Annotated in this window: 19 protein-coding genes and 1 pseudogene; 11 read left to right on the forward strand and 9 right to left on the reverse strand. The window is 73.7% G+C overall.

Annotation, left to right across the window (positions count from 1 at the left end; genetic code table 11):
- A partial coding sequence (locus B7L92_RS42370; RefSeq protein ID WP_170102217.1) for a 4Fe-4S binding protein occupies positions 1-127 on the reverse strand: 127 nt, incomplete at its 3' end.
- 259 nt (positions 128-386) lie between these two features.
- Between B7L92_RS42370 and B7L92_RS15405 the strand changes: the two genes are divergently transcribed.
- The gene (locus B7L92_RS15405) at positions 387-1,364 is read left to right on the forward strand and encodes a pyridoxal-phosphate dependent enzyme (protein ID WP_081238135.1); all 978 of its coding nucleotides are present in this window, start codon (positions 387-389) and stop codon (positions 1,362-1,364) included.
- Positions 1,365-1,536: 172 nt separating this feature from the next.
- Here B7L92_RS15405 and B7L92_RS15410 read toward each other — a convergent pair whose 3' ends face one another.
- From B7L92_RS15410 to rhaI, 8 genes are all read right to left on the reverse strand, one after another.
- Positions 1,537-2,916: a vWA domain-containing protein gene (locus tag B7L92_RS15410; protein ID WP_081238138.1), complete on the reverse strand. Its 1,380-nt coding sequence runs from the start codon at positions 2,914-2,916 to the stop codon at positions 1,537-1,539.
- Entirely contained in the window at positions 2,913-3,770 is an 858-nt protein-coding gene (locus tag B7L92_RS15415) for an AAA family ATPase (RefSeq protein WP_004979538.1), read from the reverse strand. The genes B7L92_RS15410 and B7L92_RS15415 overlap by 4 nt, the downstream gene beginning before the upstream one ends.
- Before the next feature lie 290 nt (positions 3,771-4,060).
- Positions 4,061-4,702 (reverse strand): LutC/YkgG family protein, encoded by a 642-nt coding sequence (locus tag B7L92_RS15420; RefSeq protein ID WP_081238140.1) that lies wholly within the window; start codon positions 4,700-4,702, stop codon positions 4,061-4,063.
- Complete coding sequence (locus B7L92_RS15425) at positions 4,699-6,228, reverse strand: lactate utilization protein B (protein WP_081238142.1); 1,530 nt, start codon at positions 6,226-6,228, stop codon at positions 4,699-4,701. Before B7L92_RS15425 ends, B7L92_RS15420 begins: the two co-directional genes overlap by 4 nt.
- The gene (locus tag B7L92_RS15430; RefSeq protein WP_081238144.1) at positions 6,225-6,980 is read right to left on the reverse strand and encodes a (Fe-S)-binding protein; all 756 of its coding nucleotides are present in this window, start codon (positions 6,978-6,980) and stop codon (positions 6,225-6,227) included. The genes B7L92_RS15425 and B7L92_RS15430 overlap by 4 nt, the downstream gene beginning before the upstream one ends.
- 72 nt (positions 6,981-7,052) lie before the next feature.
- Complete coding sequence (locus tag B7L92_RS15435) at positions 7,053-8,501, reverse strand: rhamnulokinase (RefSeq protein ID WP_081238146.1); 1,449 nt, start codon at positions 8,499-8,501, stop codon at positions 7,053-7,055.
- A complete protein-coding gene (locus B7L92_RS15440) occupies positions 8,498-10,537 on the reverse strand; it encodes a bifunctional rhamnulose-1-phosphate aldolase/short-chain dehydrogenase (protein ID WP_081238148.1) in 2,040 nt (679 codons plus the stop codon). Before B7L92_RS15440 ends, B7L92_RS15435 begins: the two co-directional genes overlap by 4 nt.
- 136 nt (positions 10,538-10,673) lie before the next feature.
- On the reverse strand, positions 10,674-11,834 hold the full coding sequence (gene rhaI / locus B7L92_RS15445; protein ID WP_081238150.1) for an L-rhamnose isomerase: 1,161 nt from the start codon (positions 11,832-11,834) through the stop codon (positions 10,674-10,676).
- Positions 11,835-12,096: 262 nt separating this feature from the next.
- Between rhaI and B7L92_RS15450 the strand changes: the two genes are divergently transcribed.
- From B7L92_RS15450 to sigJ, 10 genes and pseudogenes are all read left to right on the forward strand, one after another.
- Positions 12,097-13,614: a sugar ABC transporter ATP-binding protein gene (locus tag B7L92_RS15450; RefSeq protein ID WP_081238152.1), complete on the forward strand. Its 1,518-nt coding sequence runs from the start codon at positions 12,097-12,099 to the stop codon at positions 13,612-13,614.
- On the forward strand, positions 13,611-14,651 hold the full coding sequence (locus B7L92_RS15455) for an ABC transporter permease (protein ID WP_081238154.1): 1,041 nt from the start codon (positions 13,611-13,613) through the stop codon (positions 14,649-14,651). The genes B7L92_RS15450 and B7L92_RS15455 overlap by 4 nt, the downstream gene beginning before the upstream one ends.
- Positions 14,644-15,666 carry an ABC transporter permease gene (locus tag B7L92_RS15460; RefSeq protein ID WP_081238156.1) on the forward strand — a complete coding sequence of 341 codons (1,023 nt, stop codon included), beginning with the start codon at positions 14,644-14,646 and terminating at the stop codon, positions 15,664-15,666. The genes B7L92_RS15455 and B7L92_RS15460 overlap by 8 nt, the downstream gene beginning before the upstream one ends.
- Before the next feature lie 31 nt (positions 15,667-15,697).
- Positions 15,698-16,780, forward strand: coding sequence for a rhamnose ABC transporter substrate-binding protein (rhaS, locus tag B7L92_RS15465; RefSeq protein WP_081238157.1), 1,083 nt, complete (start codon positions 15,698-15,700; stop codon positions 16,778-16,780).
- Positions 16,781-16,807: 27 nt separating this feature from the next.
- Complete coding sequence (locus tag B7L92_RS15470; protein ID WP_081238159.1) at positions 16,808-17,128, forward strand: L-rhamnose mutarotase; 321 nt, start codon at positions 16,808-16,810, stop codon at positions 17,126-17,128.
- Positions 17,129-17,252: 124 nt separating this feature from the next.
- Positions 17,253-17,404, forward strand: a pseudogene (locus B7L92_RS39480) (Tat pathway signal sequence domain protein); the annotation flags it as partial.
- 77 nt (positions 17,405-17,481) lie between these two features.
- Positions 17,482-18,507 (forward strand): LacI family DNA-binding transcriptional regulator, encoded by a 1,026-nt coding sequence (locus tag B7L92_RS15475; RefSeq protein ID WP_081238161.1) that lies wholly within the window; start codon positions 17,482-17,484, stop codon positions 18,505-18,507.
- A gap of 102 nt (positions 18,508-18,609) precedes the next feature.
- A complete protein-coding gene (locus B7L92_RS15480) occupies positions 18,610-19,911 on the forward strand; it encodes an alpha/beta fold hydrolase (RefSeq protein WP_081238163.1) in 1,302 nt (433 codons plus the stop codon).
- 54 nt (positions 19,912-19,965) lie between these two features.
- Positions 19,966-20,718, forward strand: coding sequence for a PIG-L deacetylase family protein (locus B7L92_RS15485; RefSeq protein WP_081238165.1), 753 nt, complete (start codon positions 19,966-19,968; stop codon positions 20,716-20,718).
- Positions 20,715-21,608, forward strand: a complete 894-nt coding sequence (gene sigJ, locus B7L92_RS15490) for an RNA polymerase sigma factor SigJ (RefSeq protein ID WP_081238167.1) — start codon at positions 20,715-20,717, stop codon at positions 21,606-21,608. Before B7L92_RS15485 ends, sigJ begins: the two co-directional genes overlap by 4 nt.
- The last annotated feature ends 5 nt before the right edge of the window (positions 21,609-21,613 follow it).

A 21,613-nucleotide genomic window follows, 5' to 3' on the forward strand; every position in this document is an offset into this window, starting at 1 on the left:
CGTTCCACTCCTTGCACGCCACCTCGCACGCCTTGCACCCGATGCACACCGAGGTGTCCGTGAAGAAACCCACGCGGGGCGGCGCGTCCGGGTACCCGGACGCCCGCGCGGTGGTGTCGTCCGTCATGCGGAGGGACCTCCTCGCTCTCTCACGCGCCGTCTCCCCCTCCCCCCCCGGGGCCCGGCGCGCCCGGCCGCTCACCGTGCGTCCCGAGCCCGGCACGAGTGCCCTCGGCCCGCGCGGCCGAAACGGCTACCGGGGGCGGGCGCGGTCCCGGATACTGGCCGCGCGACCGCGTGGACGCGGCGCGGCGGGCAGCCGCCGACGCCGTGCCCGCACTCCCGACCAGGGCGACGACCGCCCCGACTCCCGCTGGAGGAACCGCGTGACGACCACCCGCCCGCCGGTCACCCTCGACGACGTCCGTGCCGCGGCCGGGCGCCTCGAAGGCGTCGCGCACCGCACGCCGGTGCTGCGCTCGCGCACCCTGGACGCACTCGTCGGTGCCGAGGTCCACCTCAAGTGCGAGAACTTCCAGCGGGTCGGCGCCTTCAAGTTCCGCGGCGCCTACCACGCGGCCTCCCGGCTCACCCCGGAACAGCTGGCCCGGGGCATCGCCGCCTACTCCTCCGGCAACCACGCCCAGGCCGTCGCCCTGGCCGCCCGGGAACTGGGCACCACCGCCGTCATCGTGATGCCCGGGGACGCGCCCCCGTCGAAGCGCGCGGCCACCGAGGGGTACGGCGCCGAGATCGTCACCTACGACCGCTACACCGGCGACCGTGTCGCCGTCGCGGAGGCCCTGGCCGCCGAGCGCGGCCTGACCCTCATCCCCCCGTACGAGCACCCGGACGTCATCGCCGGCCAGGGCACGGCGGCTCTCGAGCTGATCGAGGAGACGGGGGAGCTGGACGTGCTGCTCGCACCGGTCGGCGGCGGCGGACTGATCGCCGGGAGCGCCACCGCCGTCAAGGGCCTGTGCCCCGCGGCCCGGGTGGTCGGCGTCGAACCGGAGGCCGGGGACGACACCAGGCGGTCGCTGGCGGCCGGGCACCGCGTGAGCATCCCGGTCCCGCGCACCATCGCCGACGGCCAGGCCCTGCACACCCCCGGCGAGCTGACGTTCTCCCTCAACCGGCGGCTGCTGGACGAGGTCGTGCTGGTCGGCGACGACGAGATCAGGGACGCGATGCGGTTCGCCTTCGAGCGCCTGAAGATCGTCCTGGAGCCGAGCGGGGCCACCGCGCTGGCCGCGCTGCTCACCGGCCGCGCGGGCGCCCTGCGGGGCCGGGTCGGGACGATCCTCTCCGGCGGGAACGTCGACGCCGGGCGCTTCGCCCGGCTCTGCGGTTCCGGCGACTGACGCACCGGCCCGGTCCCGTCGCCCGGATGGCGTATGCGAGTGGACGGGCGGACGGTGAAGTGGTGGGGCCCGGCCCCCGCCGGTGCCGTTCGGGGCGGACGGAGACCGGACCCGGTCGTGCGGGCGGCACGGCCCGGACGTACGCGAAGGCGGACTGACCGGCCGGGCCCGGTCACACCGGCAGCAGCCGCCCGACCAGCGCGCTCAACTGCCGCACGGTGCGGCACTCGTGCATCTCCACCAGCTCGGCGTACTCGGGCGCGGCGGAGTCGCCGGTACCCCAGCGGGAGCGCTGCTCGGGGTTGAGCCAGTACACGCGCCGGGCCCGTCCGGCCAGTTCGCGCACGGCCGGCAGGTTCGGGTCGGCCATGTTGGTGCGGGCGTCGCCGAGGACGAACACGGTCGTGCGCGGGCCGACGGCACCGGCGCACCGTTCGGCGAACTCGCCCAGCGCCGTGCCGTAGTCGCTGCTGCCGTGCCAGCCGGTGACGACCGCCTCGTCCCGGATCCGCGCACTCAGGCCCTCCGGGTCGGCGGCGCCGCGCACCAGCAGCCCGGTCACCTCGTCGACCCGGTTGACGAAGGCGAACACCCGCACCTTGCCGAACTGGTCGTGCAGCGCCTGCACCAGCAGCATCGTGAAGTCGGAGAACCCGGACACCGAGCCGGACACGTCGCACAGCAGCACCAGCTCGGGCCGGGCGGGCCGGCGCCGGCGCAGCACCGGCCGCATCGGCACCCCGCCCGTCGACAGCGAACCGCGCAGGGTCCGCCGCAGGTCGATGCTGCCGCGCGCGGCCCTGCGGCGCCGTGCGGCCAGCCGGGTCGCCAGCTTCCGGGCCAGCGGCTGCACCGTCCTGCGCAGTTCGGCCAGCCGGTCCCTCCCGGCGAACAGGAAGTCGACGCGGTCGGCGGACGGGGCCACCGCGCGCCGGGCGACCTCGTCCCGCCCCCGCCGTTCGGCGACCCGCCGTCGCGCCTCCGCCGCCACCAGCCGCCGGAACCCCTCGATGCGGCGCCGGATCTCGTCCTCCAGCAGCCGGTCGCCGAACCCCGGCGCGCCGCCCCGCGCCCGCACCTCGTCCCGCACCCGCGCGAGCAGCGTCTGCGGGCGCAGCCGCTCCAGCGCCTGGTACGACGACCAGCCGTCCGACGCGGGCGAACTCCCGTAGCCGCCGAAGCCGTCGACCGCCTCCACCGCCAACCGGGCCATCAGCGCCGCGTCGTCGTCGGCCAGCGCGGCCGCCAGCCGCTCGCGCAGCTCCTCCCGGTCCGCGGGACCGGTGTCCGGGGCGCCGACCCGGCGCGGGAAGTACAGGTCGAAGACGGCGTCGAACACCGGGCGCTGACCGGTCGTGTGCAGCAGGGTCGCGGCCAGGCCCTCCCGCAGGACCTCCCGGTCCCCGAGCCCGAGCGCCTCCACCGCCCGGGCCGCGTCCACCGTCTCACCGGTGCCGACGCGCACGCCGTGCGCGCGGAGCGCGTCGACCAGGCCGGTCAGCCGTGCGGTGAGGTCCGAGGGAGCGGCGGCCGGGGGACCGGCGGCGTTCACAGGGCGTCCAGGTCGAGCTTGGCCGCCGCCTTCAGCACGTCGTCCTGGTGCTTGAGGATCACGCCCAGGCTGTCGCGTACGACGCTCTCGTCCAGTGTGCCGGCGCCCAGCGCCAGCAGGGTGCGGGCCCAGTCGACGGTCTCGGCGACCGACGGCGCCTTGCGCAGGTCCATCGCGCGCAGCGCCCCCACCACCCGTACGACGGACTCGGCCAGCGCCGCGTCGATCTCCGGCACCTTCAGCCGGACGATCCGCCGCTCCAGCTCCGCGTCGGGGAAGCCGATGTGCAGGAACAGGCAGCGGCGGCGCAGCGCCTCGGACAGCTCACGGGTGGCGTTCGAGGTGAGGACGGCGAACGGGCGGCGGGTCGCGGTGATCGTGCCCAGCTCGGGAACGGTGACCTGGAAGTCGCCGAGCACCTCCAGGAGCAGGCCCTCCACCTCGACGTCCGCCTTGTCGGTCTCGTCGATCAGCAGCACCTTGGGGTCGTCGCCGCGGATGGCGGTCAGCAGCGGACGGGGGAGCAGGAACTCCTCGCCGAAGATGTCCGTGCGCGTCTCGTCCCAGGTCTCGTCCCGGCCGGCGCTGATGCGCAGCAGCTGCTTGGCGTGGTTCCACTCGTACAGCGCCCGCGACTCGTCGATGCCCTCGTAGCACTGCAGGCGCACCAGCCGGGCCCCGGCGACCTGGGCCACGGCCTTGGCCAGCTCGGTCTTGCCGACCCCGGCGGGGCCCTCCACCAGCAGCGGCTTGCCGAGCCGGTCGGCCAGGAAGACGGCCGTGGCGACCGCGGGCGAGGCCAGGTAGCCCGCCCCGGCGAGGCGCGCGCGGACATCGTCGACGGAAGTGAACACGGAGGGCCTCCAGGTCGGCGGCGGTACCGGAAGACCTATCTAAGCGCTTGTTCAGCCTCGCTGTCACGGGGTGCCGTCCCAGCCGGCCCCGGGGAGCCGTTCCCGGGCGACGGCCGACGGGCGCCCGCCGGGGCGCGCGGCACACGCCGGGCCGCGACCGGGCCGGCCCCGAGTGCCGCCGCCGCGTCCGAGCCCGGGCGTCCCTCCGTCGAGCGCGGCCCGGGCACTGTCGGCGGTGCCGCGGGACTCGGTGGACCTCGCCGGGAAGGACCCGGGAACCCGGGAAGGACTCAGCCGACCAGCACGACCTCCAGCGTGCGCGGCCCGTGGACGCCCTCCACCCGGTCGAGTTCGATGTCGCTCGTCGCCGACGGCCCGGAGATCCAGGTGAGCGGGCGGGCCGGGTCGAGGCGTTCGAGGGCCTGGGGGACGGAGGAGACGACCTGGTCCGGGACGCGGACCACGCAGATGTGGTGGTCGGGGACCAGGGTGATGCGGCGGCGGCCCTGGTCGGGGGAGCCGTCCAGGACGAGGGTGCCGGTCTCGGCGATCGCGACCGCGCAGGCGGTGACCACGCTGGAGACCCGGTCCAGTTCGTGCGGGGTGCTCTCCGCACGGTCCGCCACCCGGGTCACCCCGGTCGCCGCGAGCCACCCCTCGTCCAGTCCGGGCGGGACGAGCACCGACGACGCGCCGCGCTCCCGCAGCAGCCCGGCGACGACCCCGGCCAGTCCGTCGGTGCCGGTGCGGTGCACGATCGCCCGGTAGTCGGCCAGGTTCTCGGCGAGCAGGTCCACCGTCTGCTCGGCGGTGCGCCGGCCGTGCTCGCGCGCGTAGTCCCGCCGCACCGCCCGCTCGTACGGGGTGTCGTCCTTCGGCACGTCGGCGAGCGCGCGCCGCACCCGGCCCAGGATCCGTTCCCTGCTGCTCACTTCACCGCTCCCTTCCCGCCGATCCCGCCGATCCCGCCGTCCCCGCCCTGCGTGCGCTGCCACCAGTCCCGGAACGGCTCGGCGGGCACCGGCGGCAGGTCCCGGCTCCCGGTCCACGCCCGGCCCGGGCCGGGGAGGGTGCGCGGGTGGAGGCGCCGGGTGCGCGAGGCCAGCCGCTGGCCGGTCCGCAGGGCGCCGGGGCGCCCGAACGCCCACCGCGCGGCCCGCATCGCCGCCCGTTCGGCGGCGTGTCCCTTGGCGGGCTTGAGCACCACCTTGTTGCCGCCCCGGACGGCCGGCCCGCCCTGGACGACCCGTTCCCGCAGGTGCACCAGCACCTCGGGAATGTCGATGGCGACCGGGCACACCTCGTAGCAGGCCCCGCACAGCGAGGAGGCGTACGGCAGGGAGGCGTCGATCTCGCTGCCCGTGCCGCGCAGTTGGGGACTGAGGATGGCGCCGATCGGGCCCGGGTAGACCGAGCCGTAGGCGTGGCCGCCGGCCCGCTCGTAGACCGGGCAGACGTTGAGGCAGGCCGAGCAGCGGATGCAGCGCAGTGCCTGCCGGCCGACCTCGTCGGCGAGGGTGTCGGTGCGGCCGTTGTCCAGCAGGACGAGGTGGAAGACGCGCGGGCCGTCCCCGTCCGTGGTGCCGGTCCAGGTGGACGTGTACGGGTTCATCCGCTCGGCCGTCGAGGAGCGGGGGAGGGTCTGCAGGAACACCTCCAGGTCCCGCCAGGTCGGCACGGTCTTCTCGATGCCGACGACCGAGATCAGCGTCTCGGGCAGGGTCAGGCACATCCGTCCGTTGCCCTCGGACTCGACCACCACCAGGGTGCCGGTCTCGGCGATCATGAAGTTGGCGCCGGAGACGCCGACCTTGGCGCGCAGGAACTTCTCCCGCAGGTGCAGCCGGGCCGCCTCGGCGAGTTCGGCGGGCGTGTCGGTCAGGCCCTCGGGGGCGGGGCGGCCCCACGCGCCCATCTCGGTGCGGAAGACGTCGCGGATCTCGCCGCGGTTGCGGTGGATCGCCGGGACGAGGATGTGCGAGGGCCGGTCCTTGCCCAACTGCACGATCAGCTCCGCGAGATCGGTCTCGTAGGCGCGGATGCCCTCGGCCTCGAGGGCCTCGTTGAGGCCGGTCTCCTGCGTGGCCATCGACTTGACCTTCACGACCTCCGACTCGCCCGTCTCCTTGACGAGCCGGGTCACGATCCGGTTGGCCTCCTCGGCGTCGGCCGCCCAGTGGACGGTGCCGCCCGCGGCCGTGACCGACTCCTCCAACCGCACGAGGTAGTGGTCGAGGTGACGGAGGGTGTGGTCCTTGATCCGCTTTCCCGCCTCCCGCAGCTCCGCCCAGTCGGCGACCTCCGCGACGGCCCTGGCCCGCTTGGCGCGGATCGTGTGCGTGGCGTGCCGCAGATTGCCGCGCAGGGTGGTGTCCCGCACGGCCTCCCGGGCGGCCTCGGGGAACGCCGGGAGGCCGTGCGGGTGGAAACCGGGCATTCCGACGAACGTCCCACTCATCGGGCAGGTTCCTCCTCGGTGCTCGCCAGGATCTCCGCGATGTGCACCGGCCGCATGCCGGTCCGCAGCCTGGTCATGGTTCCGCCGATGTGCATCAGGCAGGAGTTGTCCGCCGCGCACAGCACCTCGGCGCCCGTGGACTCGGCGTTGCGCACCTTGTCGGCGCCCATCGCCGCCGAGACGTCGGCGTTCTTCAGCGCGAAGGTGCCGCCGAAGCCGCAGCACTCCTCCGCGCCCGGCAACTCCACCAGCTCCAGCCCTTCGACCGCCCGGAGCAGCCGTAGGGGCCGGTCGCCGAGCCCGAGGGCGCGCAGTCCGTGACAGGTCGGGTGGTAGGTCACCGTGTGCGGGTAGGACGCGCCGACGTCCGTCACGCCCAGCACGTCCACCAGGAACTCGGTCAGCTCGTACGTCTTGGGCACCACCGGCGCCAGGGCCGCCGCGAGCGTGTCCCCGCGGCCCTCGGCCCGGGCCCGCTCGCCCATCCGCGGATACAGCTCCCGCACCATCGCCCCGCACGACCCGGACGGGGTCACGATCGCCTCGTAGTCCCGGAAGACGTCGGAGAAGTGCCGGGCCAGCGGCTCGGCCCCGTGCCGGTACCCGGTGTTGTAGTGCGCCTGGCCGCAGCAGGTCTGGGCGAGGGGGAAGTCGACCTCGACGCCCAGTCTGGTCAGCAGCTTCACCACGGCGCGCCCGGTGTCCGGATAGAGCGTGTCGTTGACGCAGGTCAGGAACAGTGCGACACGCATCGCGGCTCCTCGTGGGTCGGTCGTCGGGTGGGTGCAGGGTAGTCCGGGGCCGAGTGCCCCGGGGAGGCCGCGTCAGCCCCGGGCGAGCCGGGCCTGCGCCGCCTGCCAGCGCCGGGTGCCGCCGCGCGGTTCGTACCGCGTCAGCAGCTGGGTGCGGCCGAGCAGCCGCCGCATCCCGGCGAGGTCGCCGACCAGTCCGTGGGCGCGGGCCTGCACGAGCACGTTGCCCAGGGCCGCCGCCTCCGTCGGCCCGGACACCACCGGCAGCCCGCAGGCGTCGGCGGTCAGCTGGCACAGCAGGGCGTTGCGGGTGCCGCCGCCCACCACGTGCACGACGTCCACCGCGCGCCCGGCGAGCCGCTGGGCGTCCTCGACGGCCCTGCGGTGGGCCAGGGCGAGCGAGTCGAGGATGCACCGCGTGACCTCGGCCGGGGAGAGGGGCACCGGCTGCCCCGAGGCCCGGCACGCCTCGGCGATCCGCTCCGGCATCCGCCCCGGGGCCAGGAACGCGGTGTCCCCGGCGTCCACCACCGACCGCAGCGCGGGCACCTCGGCCGCTTCCCGCAGCAGCGCGCCCAGGTCCGGCTCGCCCCAGGCCCGCACGCACTCCTGGAGGAGCCACAGGCCCATGATGTTGCGCAGGTAGCGGACCGTGCCGTCCAGCCCCAGCTCGTTGGTGAAGTTGGCGGCCCTGCTCTCCTCGGTGAGGACCGGCGCGTCCAGCTCCAGCCCGGCCAGGGACCAGGTGCCGGTGCAGATGTACGCGAACCGCTCGCCGGTCGCGGGCACCGCGGCCACGGCGGAGGCGGTGTCGTGCGACCCGACGGCCGTCACCGCGACCGGCCCGGCCAGTCCGGTCTCCTCCAGCACCTCGGGCCGCAGGACCCCCGCCGGATCCCCGGGCCGGCGCAGCGGCGCGAACAGACCGAGGTCGATGCCGAGCCGCCGCGCGACCCCGGGCGACCAGGTGCGGGTGCGCGGGTCGATCAGCTGGGTCGTCGAGGCGTTGGTCAGCTCCGTGCCCTGCTCGCCCGTCAGCCAGTACGTCAGCAGGTCCGGGATCAGCAACAGCCTCTCGGCTCGGGAGAGTTGGGCCGATCCGCGGGCCGCCGTCAGCTGGTACAGCGTGTTGAACGGCGCGTACTGCAGACCGGTCGCCGCGTACAGCTCCTCGGCGGGCATCCGGGCCCACACCTTCTCCGCGACGCCTTCCGTGCGGGCGTCCCGGTAGTGCACGGGGTTGCCGAGCAGCGCCCCGTCGGCGTCCAGCAGCCCGTAGTCCACGGCCCAGCTGTCGATGCCGACGGAGTCGACGGCTCCGGCCGCCCGCAGCCCGTCCAGCACCCCGGCGTAGAGCCCGAGGACGTCCCAGCGCAGCCCCTCCGGCACCCGCACGGGCCGGTTGGGGAAGCGGTGGGCCTCGGTCAGCTCCAGGCTGTCGGGGTCGACGCGGCCGACCATGACGCGCCCGCTGGACGCGCCGAGGTCGACCGCGGCACAGGCCTTCCCGGCGGTGCTCATCGCAGGAACGCGGCGGCGACGCCGGCGTCGACCGGGACGTGCAGTCCGGTGGTGTGGGTGAGGTCGCCGCCGGTCAGCGCGAAGACGGCGTTCGCGACGTGCTCGGGCAGCACCTCGCGCTTCAGCAGCGTCCGCTGGGCGTAGAACTCGCCCAGCTTCTCCTCCGGCACCCCGTACACGGCCGCGCGCTGCGCCCCCCAGCCGCCGGCGAAGATCCCGGAGCCGCGCACCACGCCGTCCGGGTTGACGCCGTTGACCCGGATGCCGTGCTCGCCCAGCTCGGCCGCCAGCAGCCGTACCTGGTGGGCCTGGTCGGCCTTGGTCGCCGAGTAGGCGATGTTGTGGGGGCCGGCGAAGACCGCGTTCTTGCTGACGATGTACACGATGTCGCCGCCCAGCCCCTGCGCGGTCATCACCCGGGCCGCCTCGCGCGAGACGAGGAAGGAGCCGCGGGCCATGATGTCGTGCTGCAGGTCCCAGTCCTTCGCGGACGTCTCCAGCAGCGGCTTGGAGAGGGAGATGCCGGCGTTGTTCACCACCAGGTCCACACCGCCGAACGCCAGCACCGTCGCCCGGAACGCCTCGGTGATCCGCTCCTCCGAGGTGACGTCCACGGTGACGGCGACGGCCTTGTCGGGCCCGCCGAGCTCCTCGGCGACCCGCTCGGCGCTCTCCCCGTCCAGGTCCGCCACGACGACGCACGCCCCCTCGGCCACCAGCCGGTGCGCCACCGCCCTGCCGATGCCGCTGCCCGCGCCGGTCACCAGCGCCACCCGGGTGGCCAGCGGCCGGGGCTCCGGCATCCGCCGGAGCTTGGCCTCCTCCAGCGCCCAGTACTCGATGCGGAACTTCTCCGCCTCCTCGATCGGCGCGTACGCGGAGACCGCCTCGGCCCCGCGCATCACGTTGATCGCGTTGACGTAGAACTCGCCCGCCACCCGCGCGGTCTGCTTGTCCTTGCCGAAGCTGAACATGCCGACCCCGGGGACCAGCACGATCGCCGGGTCGGCCCCGCGCATCGCGGGGGAGTCGGGCCCGGCGTGCCGCCGGTAGTAGGCGGCGTATTCCTCGCGGTAGACGGCGTGCAGTTCCCTCAGCCGGGCGATCGCCTCGTCGAGCGGGGCGTCCGGCGGCAGGTCGAGGACCAGCGGGCGGACCTTGGTGCGCAGGAAGTGGTCCGGGCACGAGGTGCCGAGCGCGGCCAGCCGGGGGTGCCCGGCGCGGGCCAGGAAGTCCAGCACCACGTCGGTGTCGGTGAAGTGCCCGACCTGCGGCCGGTCCTGCGAGGCGACGGCCCGCACGTACGGGGCCAGCGCCGCGGCCCGCTCCCGCCGCTCGGCCTCGGGCAGCGCCCCGTACCCCTCGATCACCGGGCCGAAGGGCTCCGCCCTGCCGCGCTCGGCCAGGAACCGCTCGGCGGTGCGGATGATGTGCAGCGAGTTGCGCTCGCACTCCTCGGAGGTGTCGCCCCACGCCGTGATGCCGTGCCCGCCCAGGATGCAGCCGATCGCCCGCGGGTTGGCCTCCTTGACGGCCGCGATGTCCAGTCCGAGCTGGAACCCGGGCCGCCGCCACGGCACCCACACCACCGTGTCGCCGAAGCACTCGGCGGTCAGCTTCTCCCCGTCGGCGGCGCAGGCCAGCGCGATCCCGGAGTCGGGGTGCAGGTGGTCCACGTGCGCGGCCCCCACCAGCCCGTGCATCGCGGTGTCGATGGAGGGGGCGGCGCCGCCCTTGCCGTGCAGGCAGTAGTCGAACGCGGCGACCATCTCGTCCTCGCGCTCCACGCCCGGGTAGACGTCGGCGAGCGCCCGCATCCGGTCCAGCCGCAGCACGGCCAGCCCCGCCTCGGTGAGCGTCCCGAGGTCCCCGCCGGACCCCTTCACCCACATCAGTTCGACGTCGCCCCCGGTGACGGGGTCGGTGCCGGTGCCTTTCGCCGACGCGTTGCCGCCGGCGTAGTTGGTGTTCCGGGGGTCGGAGCCGAGCCGGTGGGAACGGGCGAGCAGGGCGGCGGCCGCGGGATGGGTCGACATGAGTGATCAGTCCTTGTCGGAGGAGGGAAGGAAGGGGAAGGCGGAGCGCCCGCTCAGGGGCGCGGGGAACCGCGCGGGCGGCCACACACGACCCGCGGACCGCGGCGCACGGGAACCGGCGGACGAGAGCCGGTGGTCAAGCCCCCCAGCCCGCCTGCTGCCCGCCGACCCGCTCGGCCGCGATCCTCTCCGCCCAGCCCGACCTGCGGTACGCGGAGAGCGGGTCGGGGTCCAGCCCCATCTCCTCCCGCACCTCGCGGAGCAGCGGACGCACGTCCGTGTTGTACGCGTCCATCAGCACGGCGTTGGCGCCGAGGACGTCCCCCGCCCGCTGGGCCTCGGCCAACGCCGACCGGTCGACCAGCAACGCCTTCGCCGTGGCCTCCTGGACGTTCATGACGGAACGGATGATCGCCGGGATCTTCGCCTCGATGTTGTGGCACTGGTCGAGCATGAACGCCACGTCCGGGGTGAACCCGCCCCCGCGCACCACCTCGTACATGATCCGAAACAGCTGGAAGGGGTCCGCCGCGCCCACCATCAGGTCGTCGTCGGCGTAGAACCGCGAGTTGAAGTCGAACCCGCCGAGCCTGCCCTCCCGCAGCAGCACGGCCACGATGAACTCGATGTTGGTGCCCGGAGCGTGGTGCCCGGTGTCCACCACGACCTGCGCCTTCGGGCCGAGCCTCAGGCAGTGCGCGTACGCCGTGCCCCAGTCCGGGACGTCCGTCGTGTAGAAGGCCGGCTCGAAGAACTTGTACTCCAGCAGCATCCGCTGCCCCTCACCGAGCCGCTCGTACACCTCCGAAAGCCCTTCGGCGAGCCGGTCCTGCCGGGCCCGGATGTCGTCCTGCCCGGGGTAGTTCGTCCCGTCGGCGAACCACAGCTTCAGGTCCCGCGACCCGGTCGTGTCCATGATGTCGACGCACTCCAGCAGGTGGTCCACGGCCTTGCGGCGCACCGCCGCGTCCGGGTGGCAGATGCTGCCCAGCCGGTAGTCGTCGTCCTGGAAGGTGTTGGAGTTGACCGTGCCCAGCCGCACGCCGCGCTCCTCGGCGTGCCGGGCCAGCGCCGCGTAGTCGTCGACCCTGTCCCAGGGGATGTGCAGGGCGACGGTCGGGGCGACACCGGTGAACTCGTGCACCCTGGCCGCGTCGTCCAGTTTCTCCTGCGGGGTGCGCGGCACGCCCGCCTGCGCGAACACCTTGAAACGGGTCCCCGAGTTCCCGTACGCCCACGACGGCGTCTCCACGGCCTGTGTCTTGAGAGCGGCCTTCGCCGCGGCGAGCTCGGTCACGTCAGGGCTCCTGTGACATCGGGTCGTAACGACCACTGAGTGAAACGATTCAGGACGGGAAGCTATGGGGCCCCCGAAGGGGTGTCAACCCCTTCGACCGAGACCGCTCGCCGTGACCAGGGCGTGATCTGAAGCTGTCGAAACTTTTTCGACCGGGACCCATTGACGTGCCGTGCGTCGCGCGCCTAACGTCCCGGCAACCCAGTTGAAACCTTTCACGACGTCGGGAGGGCCGTCCCGCCGGCGTCGTCGAGGAGCCCTCATGACCCACCCGTCCGACACGGGTCCGGCCCCGGTCCTCGCGCTCAGGGACGTCTCCAAGTCCTTCGGGGCGGTCCGCGCCCTGCGGGACGTCTCCCTGGAACTGTTCCCCGGCGAGGTGCACGCCCTCGCCGGGGAGAACGGAGCCGGCAAGTCGACCCTCATCAAGACGCTCGCCGGAGTGCACCGGCCGGACGCCGGCCAGGTGCTGCTCGACGGCGAGCCGGTCGTCCTCCACGGTCCCAAGGACGCCCGCGACGCCGGTATCGCCGTGATCTACCAGGAACCCACGCTCTTTCCCGACCTGTCGATCGCCGAGAACATCCACATGGGCCGGCAGCCCCGGCGCGCCCTCGGCCGGATCGACCACCGGGCCACCCGCGAGGCGACCGCCGCCCTGATGAACCGGCTCGGGGTGCGACTCGACCCCGACCGCCCGGCCCGCGGACTGTCCATCGCCGACCAGCAGATCGTCGAGATCGCCAAGGCCCTCTCCTTCGACGCCCGCGTCCTGATCATGGACGAGCCGACCGCGGCCCTCACCGGCAGCGAGGTCGCCCGCCTCTTCGACGTCGTGCGCACCCTGCGCGACGAGGGCGCCGCGGTGCTGTTCATCTCCCACCGCCTGGAGGAGATCTTCGAGGTCTGCCGACGGGTCACCACGCTGCGCGACGGCGCCCGGGTCGCCAGCGAACCGCTGGACGGCATGACCGAGGACGACCTGGTGCGCCGGATGGTCGGCCGCGACCTCGAGGAGCTGTACCCCAAGCAGGACGTACGCCCCGGAGAAGTGGTCCTGAGCGTGCGCCGGCTGACCCGCGAGGGCGTGTTCACCGACGTCTCCTTCGACGTGCGGCGCGGCGAGATCGTCGGCCTCGCCGGCCTCGTCGGCGCCGGACGCACCGAGGTCGCCCGGGCCGTCTTCGGCATCGACCGCCGGGACGCCGGCGAGGTGGAGGTGGAGGGGCGCAGGCTCACCAACGGCGCCCCGTCCACCGCCATGGCCGCGGGCCTCGCCCTGGTCCCCGAGGACCGGCGCGCCCAGGGCCTGGTGATGGACATGTCCATCGAGCGCAACATCGGCCTCACCGGACTCCGGACGACCGTCCGGGCCGGCCTGATGGACCGGGGCGCCGAGCGCAGCCGCTCCCTGGACTGGGCGGTCAGGCTCCAGGTGAAGTACGCCCGGATCGCCGACGCCGTCTCCACGCTGTCCGGCGGCAACCAGCAGAAGGTCGTCCTCGCCAAGTGGCTCGCCACCGGTCCGAAGGTGCTGATCGTGGACGAGCCCACGCGCGGCATCGACGTCGGCACCAAGGCCGAGGTGCACCGGCTGCTGTCCCGACTGGCCGCCGACGGCGTCGCCGTCCTGATGATCTCCTCCGACCTGCCCGAGATCCTCGGCATGGCCGACCGCGTGCTGGTGATGCACGAGGGCCGGCTCACCGCCGAGATCCCCCGCACCGACGCCACCGAGGAAACCGTGATGGCCGCGGCCACCGGGAGGGTGGCCGCATGACCCTCGCCGCTCCCGAGGAAGCCCCCGTCGCCGGGATGCCGAAGGCCGGCGCCACCCGGCTGGTCGACCGCGTGTTCAAGATACGCGAACTCGCCATCCTGGCCGTCTTCCTGGTGATGATCGCCGTCACCCAGGCCGGCAACAGCGAGTTCCTGTCCGAACAGGGCGTCAAGGACCTGCTGCTGAACGCGACCATCCTGGTCCTGGTCGCCACCGGCCAGTCCCTGGTCGTCATCACCCGCAACGTCGACCTGTCCGTCGGCTCGACCCTCGGCATCAGCGCCTTCGCCGCCGGCACCCACCTCCAGGGCGGCGGGAACCCGGTCGTCGCCGTCGCGCTGGCCGTGCTGCTCGGCATCGGCTTCGGCCTGCTCAACGGCCTGCTCGTCAGCCTCGGCCAGGTGCCCGCGCTCGTCGTCACCCTCGGCACCCTCTACATCATCCGCGGCATCGACTCCCTCTGGGTCGGCTCCCGGCAGATCACCGCGGCCGACCTCCCCGGCGGGTTCGTCGACTTCGGTTCGGGCGGCATCGGGGCGGTGCCGTACCTGGCGCTCATCGCCCTCGCCGTCCTGGTGGCGACGGCGTACTACCTGAAGCACTTCGGCGGCGGACGCGAGCTGTACGCGCTCGGCTCCGACCCGGAGGCCGCCCGGCTCGCCGGCATCCCCGTGCGGGGGCGGATCCTCGCCGCCTACACCTTCTGCGGCGCCCTCGCGGGACTCGCCGGCGCGATGTACCTGGCCCGGTTCGGCAACGTCGACTCCGGCACCGGCACCGGCTACGAACTCACCGTCGTCAGCGCGGTCGTGGTCGGCGGCGTGGTCTTCACCGGCGGCTCCGGCAGCGTCTACGGCGCCGCGCTCGGCGCGCTGCTGCTGACCTCCGTCAACAGCGTGCTGCCCGCCCTCGGCGTCAGCTCCGTCTGGGTGCTCGCCATCAACGGCACCCTGCTCGTCCTCGCCATCGCGGTCGACCGGATCGTCGCGCTGCGCGTGGCCCAGGCACTGAAGAAGAGGAACGCCCGCCATGCCTGAGTCCGGATTCCCGGCGAGCCGCGTCGTCCGCTGGGACACGGCCGTCGGCGCCCTGCTCGTCGTGGTCCTGCTGCTGTCGTTCGCCACGGTCGACGGCTTCGGCAACGCGCTCAACCTGTCGTTCCTGATCGGCAACACCCTGCCGATCGCGCTGATCGCCCTGCCCATGACCCTGCTCGTGGTCTCCGGCGAGATCGACCTCTCGGTCGCCTCCACGGCCGGTCTGTCCGGCGCGGTGATGGGCGCCCTGTGGAACCAGGGCATGGCCATCGAGACGATCATCCCGCTCTGCCTGCTGCTCGGTGTCGTCTGCGGGCTGGTCAACGGCCTGCTGGTGACCCGTCTGGGCCTGCCCTCCCTCGCCGTCACCATCGGCACCCTCGCCGCCTACCGGGGCATCGCCCAGATCGTGCTCGGCTCCGACGCGGTGACCGACTTCCCCGGCCCCTACCTGGAGTTCGCCGCCGGGCGCATCGGCGACACCTTCGTCCCGTACGCCTTCCCGCCCTTCCTCGTCCTGCTCGCGATCGCCGTGGTGGCGCTGCACGCCACCCCCTTCGGACGGTCGCTGTTCGCCATCGGCGCCGGCGAGGAGGCGGCCCGGTTCGCCGGCCTCCGCGTCAAGCGCCAGAAGCTGATCCTGTTCACGGTGACCGGCCTGATGGCCTCCCTCACCGGGGTCTTCTGGGCGCTGCACTACGCCAGCGCCCGCTACGACAACGCCACCGGCCTCGAACTGTCGGTCGTGGCGGCCGTGCTGCTCGGCGGCATCGACTTCGACGGCGGCAAGGGCACCCTGGGCGGCGCGATCGCGGGCGTCTTCCTCCTCGGCACGCTGCAGAACGTGATGAGCCTGCTCAGCGTCTCCGCCCAGTCGCAGATCGTCGTCACCGGCGTCCTGCTCGTCGTCTCGGTCCTCGGCCCCCGTGTCGCACGCCGGATCGCCGCCGCCCGGGCCGGGCGGCGGGCGGCCGCGCCCCCACCGGTGCCCGAGGCACCCGCTCCGATCCCCTGAAGCCCTTCTACGCCCCTCTGAGGAACCCACCATGCGCAAGGCATCCCTGAGCCGCACCTGCGCGGCCCTCGCCGCCGTCACCTCGCTCGCCCTCGCCGCCACCGCCTGCGGCGGCACCACCAAGGAGGACGTCAAGAACGACGGCGGCTCGGCGGCCGCGGCCGGCCAGGCCGACCCCGACGCGCCCACCAGGAAGGGCCTGACGGTCGGCTTCCTGCCCAAGCAGGTCAACAACCCCTACTTCACCACCGCCGACAAGGGCGGCGAGAAGGCCCTGAAGGAACTGGGCTCCACCTACAAGGAGGCCGGCCCCTCCAGCGCCACCGACACCGCCGGGCAGGTCTCCTACGTCAACACGCTCACCCAGCAGCAGGTCGACGCCATGGCGGTGTCCGCGCAGGACCCCGGCGCCCTGTGCACCGCGCTCAAGCAGGCCATGAAGAACGGCATCAAGGTCGTCACCTACGACTCCGACACCACCGCCGGCTGCCGCAACGCCTTCGTCTCCCAGGCGTCCGCCGAGGACCTGGGCCGCACCGAGGTGCAGCTGCTCGCCGAACAGATCGACCACGAGGGCGAGATCGCGATCCTGTCCGCCGCGCAGACCGCGACCAACCAGAACACGTGGATCGAGTTCATGAAGGACGAGCTCGAGGACCCCAAGTACAAGGACATGAAGCTGGTCGAGGTGGCCTACGGCAACGACGACGCCCAGCAGTCCTTCCAGCAGACCCAGGGCCTGCTCCAGAAGCACCCGGACCTCAAGGGGATCATCTCCCCGACCACCGTCGGCATCAAGGCCGCCGCCCAGTACCTGTCCGGCTCCAAGTACAAGGGCAAGGTCAAGCTGACCGGCCTCGGCACCCCCAACGACATGCGCAAGTACGTCAAGAACGGCACGGTCGAGGCGTTCGCGCTCTGGGACCCGGCCAAGCTCGGCGAACTGGCCGCGCGCACCGCCGTCGCCCTGGCCTCCGGGCAGATCACCGGCAAGGAGGGCGAGACCTTCGAGGCCGGCGCGATGGGCGAGTACACCATCGGCGAGGACGGCGTGATCAACCTGGGCAAGCCCACCGTCTTCGACGCCGGGAACATCGACGACTTCGACTTCTGATCCCCCACCACCGAGGAGCGGTACCTCATGCGACGCGTCTGTTTCCTGCTCAAGGTCCGCCGGGACAGGATCACCGAGTACCGCGAACGCCACGCCGCCGTGTGGCCCGAGATGCGCGAGGCGCTCTCGGCCACCGGCTGGCACAACTACTCCCTCTTCCTGCGCGACGACGGCCTCCTCGTCGGCTACCTCGAGACCGAGGACTTCGAGGCCGCCAAGGCCGGCATGGAGGCCACCGGGGTCAACGCCCGCTGGCAGGCCGAGATGGCCCCCTTCTTCGAGTCCCTCGACGGCGCCCGTCCCGACGAGGCGATGGAACCGCTGACCGAGGTCTTCCACCTCGCCTGACGACGGAGCCCCCGCGATGAGACGACGGACCCGGCCGGCCGGAGCACCCCTCGGCACGGCGGCGGCCCCCGCCCCCGGCACCGCCCGGGCCGCCGCCCCCGGGCCGTCGGTCACCCGCACCGGCCGCACCCGGGGCGGCCGCGCCTTCCACGTCCGGAAGACCGCCGCCGGCACCCGGCGGAAGACCGAGATCCCGTCCCGCTGAACCCCAGCCGGCGCACCAGGCCGGTCCTGGACCGGTACGACAACGCGTACGCGATCCTCCCCCACGGCCGGGAACCGCCCCGGGAGACCGTGCCGGTAATGTGTGAAGGCCCCCCGACCGCCCCGTCTCCTCTGGAGGTCCCTGCCCGATGGCCCAGTCGGTGGGTATCAAGGACGTCGCCCGCGTCGCCGGAGTCTCCGTCGGCACGGTCTCCAACGTGATCAACCGCCCGGACACGGTCGCCGCCGAGACCCGGGCACGGGTGCTGTCCGCCATCGACCGGCTCGGTTACGTCCGCAGCGAGTCCGCGCGCCAGTTGCGGGCGGGCCGCAGCCGGATCATGGGCCTGCTCGTCCTCGACATGGGCAACCCCTTCTTCGTCGACGTGGCGCGCGGCGCCGAGCGCGCCGCGCGCCGAGCCGGCCTCGGCGTGATGGTCTGCAACAGCGCCCAGGACGCGAGCGAGGAGGCCGAGTACCTCTCCCTCTTCGCCGAGCAGCGGGTCCGGGGCGTGCTGCTCACCCCGGCGGACGCCACCGGCCGCAACATCGAGGCCTTCCGCCGCCACGGCATCCCCTTCGTGCTGGTCGACCGGGTCGCCGAGGGCACCACCGAGTGCTCGGTCTCCGTGGACGACGTGGCGGGCGGCGCGCTGGCCGTGCGGCACCTCGTCGACGCGGGGCACCGGTCCCTCGCGTACGTCAGCGGACCGCCCGGCCTGAACCAGGTCCGCGACCGCCGCACCGGCGCCCTGAACGCCCTCACCGAGGCCGGACTGGGTCCGGACCGCCTGCGCGAGCTGCCCACCGAGCGCCTCGACGTCGCCGCGGGGCGGGACGCCGGTGCCCGCCTCCTCGGTCTGACCGACCGCCCCACCGCCGTGTTCTGCGCCAACGACCTGCTCGCCCTCGGCGTGCTCCAGGCGATGTACGCGGCCGGGGTCGGCGTCCCCGACGACCTCGCGATCGTCGGTTACGACGACATCGAGTTCGCCGCCGCGGCGGCCGTCCCGCTCACCTCGGTGCGGCAGCCCGCCGTCACCATGGGGGCCATGGCGGCGGAGCTGCTGCTGGAGGAGACGGAGACCGGGACCGCGGCGGAGCCGCACGAGCACCGGCGGGTCGTCCTGAGCCCCGAACTGGTGGTCCGCCGCTCCAGCCTGTCCGCCCGTTGACCGGTCGGCCAGGGAAGATTTCATGATCCCGGGCTCGTCGGCCGGACGAACATGTGCTGAAATGGGGCGCGATCCGACAATCCGTCCGTCCCGGGAGCCCCGTTGTCCGTCAGCTACCGCCAGCCCGGTGTCGTCCTCACCGACCGCCGCTTCACCGTGCCCCTCGACCACGACGACCCCTCGGGGGAGACGGTCGAGCTGTACGCGCGCGAGGTCGTCGCCGGTGACAAGGCGGAGAAGGACCTGCCGTGGCTGCTGTACCTCCAGGGCGGTCCCGGTTTCGGGGCGAATCGTTTCATCGGGAAGCAGGCCTGGCTCGGCCGGGCACTGGAGGAGTACCGCGTGCTCCTCCTCGACCAGCGCGGCACCGGCCACTCCACCCCCGCCAACCGGCAGACGCTCCCGCTGCGCGGCGGCCCCGCCGAACAGGCCGACTACCTCGCCCGCTTCCGCGCCGACTCCATCGTCCGCGACTGCGAGGCGATCCGCCCGGAGGTCACCGGCGGCGCCCCCTGGACCGTCCTCGGCCAGAGCTTCGGCGGCTTCTGCACCGTCGCCTACCTGTCCACGGCCCCCGAAGGCCTGGACACCGCCCTGGTCACCGGCGGACTGCCCGCCCTGGACGCCCACGCCGACGACGTCTACCGGGCCGCCTACCCGCGCGTCGAGCGCAAGGTCGCCGCCCACTACGCCCGCTACCCGCAGGACGTCGAACGCGCCCGCCGCATCGCCGACCACCTCCTCACCCACGACGTCGTCCTGCCGAACGGCTACCGGTTCACCGTCGAGGCATTCCAGTCCCTGGGCATCCTCCTGGGCAGAGGCGACGGCAGCCACCGCCTGCACCACCTCCTCGAGGACGCCTTCGTCCGCACCCCGTCGGGGCCCGAGCTGTCCGACGCGTTCCAGGAGCAGGTCCAGGGCCTCCTGTCGTACGCCGGCCACCCGCTCTACGCGCTCGTCCACGAGGTGATCTACGCCCAGGACGCCCGCCCCACCGCCTGGTCGGCCGAGCGGGTGCGCGCCGAGTTCCCGCGGTTCGACGCGGCCAAGACGCTCGCCGGCGACGAACCGCTGCTGTTCACCGGCGAGACGATCCACCCCTGGATGTTCGACTGCGACCCCGCGCTGCGGCCGCTGCGCGAGACCGCCGAACTGCTCGCCGCCCGCACCGACTGGACGCCGCTGTACGACCCGGCCCGCCTCGCCGTCAACGAGGTCCCGGCCGCGGCGGCCGTCTACCACGACGACATGTACGTCCACACGCCCCACTCGCTCGAGACCGCCCGCGCGATCCGGGGCCTGCGCACCTGGGTCACCGACGAGTTCGAGCACGACGGCGTCCGGGCCGGCGGCCCCCGCGTCCTGGACCGGCTGCTCGCCCTCGCGCGCGACGAGGTCTGAGCCGGGCGGGGCGGGCCCCGGTGCGCCGTCGGTGCCGCGGGCTAGTCTGCGGGCATGACCGAGCCGACGATCAGTCAACTCCCGCCGATGCCCGACGACTGGCAGCGCGCCCTGGCCGTGGTGGCCCACCCGGACGACCTCGAGTACGGCTGCTCGGCGGCGGTCGCCTCCTGGACCGACGCCGGCCGCGAGGTCGCCTACGTCCTGGCGACCCGCGGCGAGGCGGGCATCGCCCCCCTGGCACCGGCGGAGTGCGGCCCGCTCAGGGAGCGGGAGCAGATCGCGAGCGCGGCGGTGGTCGGCGTGTCGGCGGTGGAGTTCCTGGACCACCGGGACGGGGTGATCGAGTACGGCCCCGCCCTGCGCCGGGACATCGCCGCCGCGATCCGCCGCCACCGCCCCGAACTGGTGATCACCCTGAACCACCGGGACACCTGGGACGGCACCTACTGGAACACCCCCGACCACGTGGCCGTCGGCCGTGCCGTGCTCGACGCGGCCGGTGACGCCGGCAACCGCTGGATCTTCCCGGAGCTGACCGAGCAGGGCCTCGAACCGTGGGACGGGGTCCGCTGGGTCGCCGTCGCCGGGTCCGACACGCCCACGCACGCCGTGGACGCCGCGGACGGGCTGGAGCGGGCGGTGCGCTCCCTGCTCGCGCACCGGACCTACATCGAGGCGCTGACCGACGAGGACCCGGAGGCCTACGCGCGCGGCCTCCTGACACGGAGCGCCGAGGAGACGGGCAGGCGGTTCGGCGGCCGGCCCGCGGTCGCCTTCGAGCTGTTCCCCCGGGCGACGGCGTGAACGACGAGGAACTGCTGGCGGAGCGCTTCGAGGAGCACCGCGGCCATCTCCGGGCCGTCGCCTACCGCATGCTCGGATCGCTGACCGAGGCGGAGGACGCCGTCCAGGAGGCCTGGCTGAGACTGGGCCGGACGGACTCCGGAGAGATCGGCAATTTCGGCGGCTGGCTGACCACGGTGACCGGCCGCATCTGCCTGGACCTGCTGCGGTCGCGCACCGCGCGCCGCGAGCAGTCGATGGACGAGACCTTCGTCCCCGACCCGGTGATCAGGCCCCTGCCCCGGACCGACCCGGAACAGGAGGCGCTGCGCGCCGACTCGGTGGGCGTGGCCCTGCTGGTGGTCCTGGACCGGCTGGCGCCCGACGAGCGGCTCGCGTTCGTCCTGCACGACATGTTCGCCGTGCCCTTCGACGACATCGCGCCGGTCGTGGGACGCACCGCGGCCGCCACCCGGCAGCTCGCCGGCCGGGCCCGCCGACGGGTCCGGGACGCCACCCCCGCGTCCGAGCCCGACCCCGGCCGGCAGAGGGAGGCGCTCGACGCCTTCATGGCCGCCGCACGCGGCGGCGACTTCGAGGCGCTGGTCGCCGTCCTCCACCCGGACGTGGCCCTGCGGGCCGACGCGGGCGCCCTGGTCCGCGGCGCGGCCGGGTCCAGGACGCTCCGGGGAGCGAAGCCGGTGGCCGAGTCGGCGCTCCTGTTCGCCCGGTACACCGCGGCGGCGCGGATGGCCCTGGTCAACGACGCGATCGGCCTGGTCAGCGTGGTCGAGGGCCGCATCCGGTCGGTCATGTCCGTCACCGTCACCGACGGCCGCATCACCGGCCTGTACATCCTGGCCGACCCGGAGCGGCTGGCCCGCCTGGAGGTGCCGGACGACGAGGCGTGAACCCG

Origin of the sequence: Streptomyces viridosporus (genome assembly GCF_002078235.1) — a bacterium.
Taxonomy (GTDB): Bacteria; Actinomycetota; Actinomycetes; order Streptomycetales; family Streptomycetaceae; genus Streptomyces; species Streptomyces viridosporus.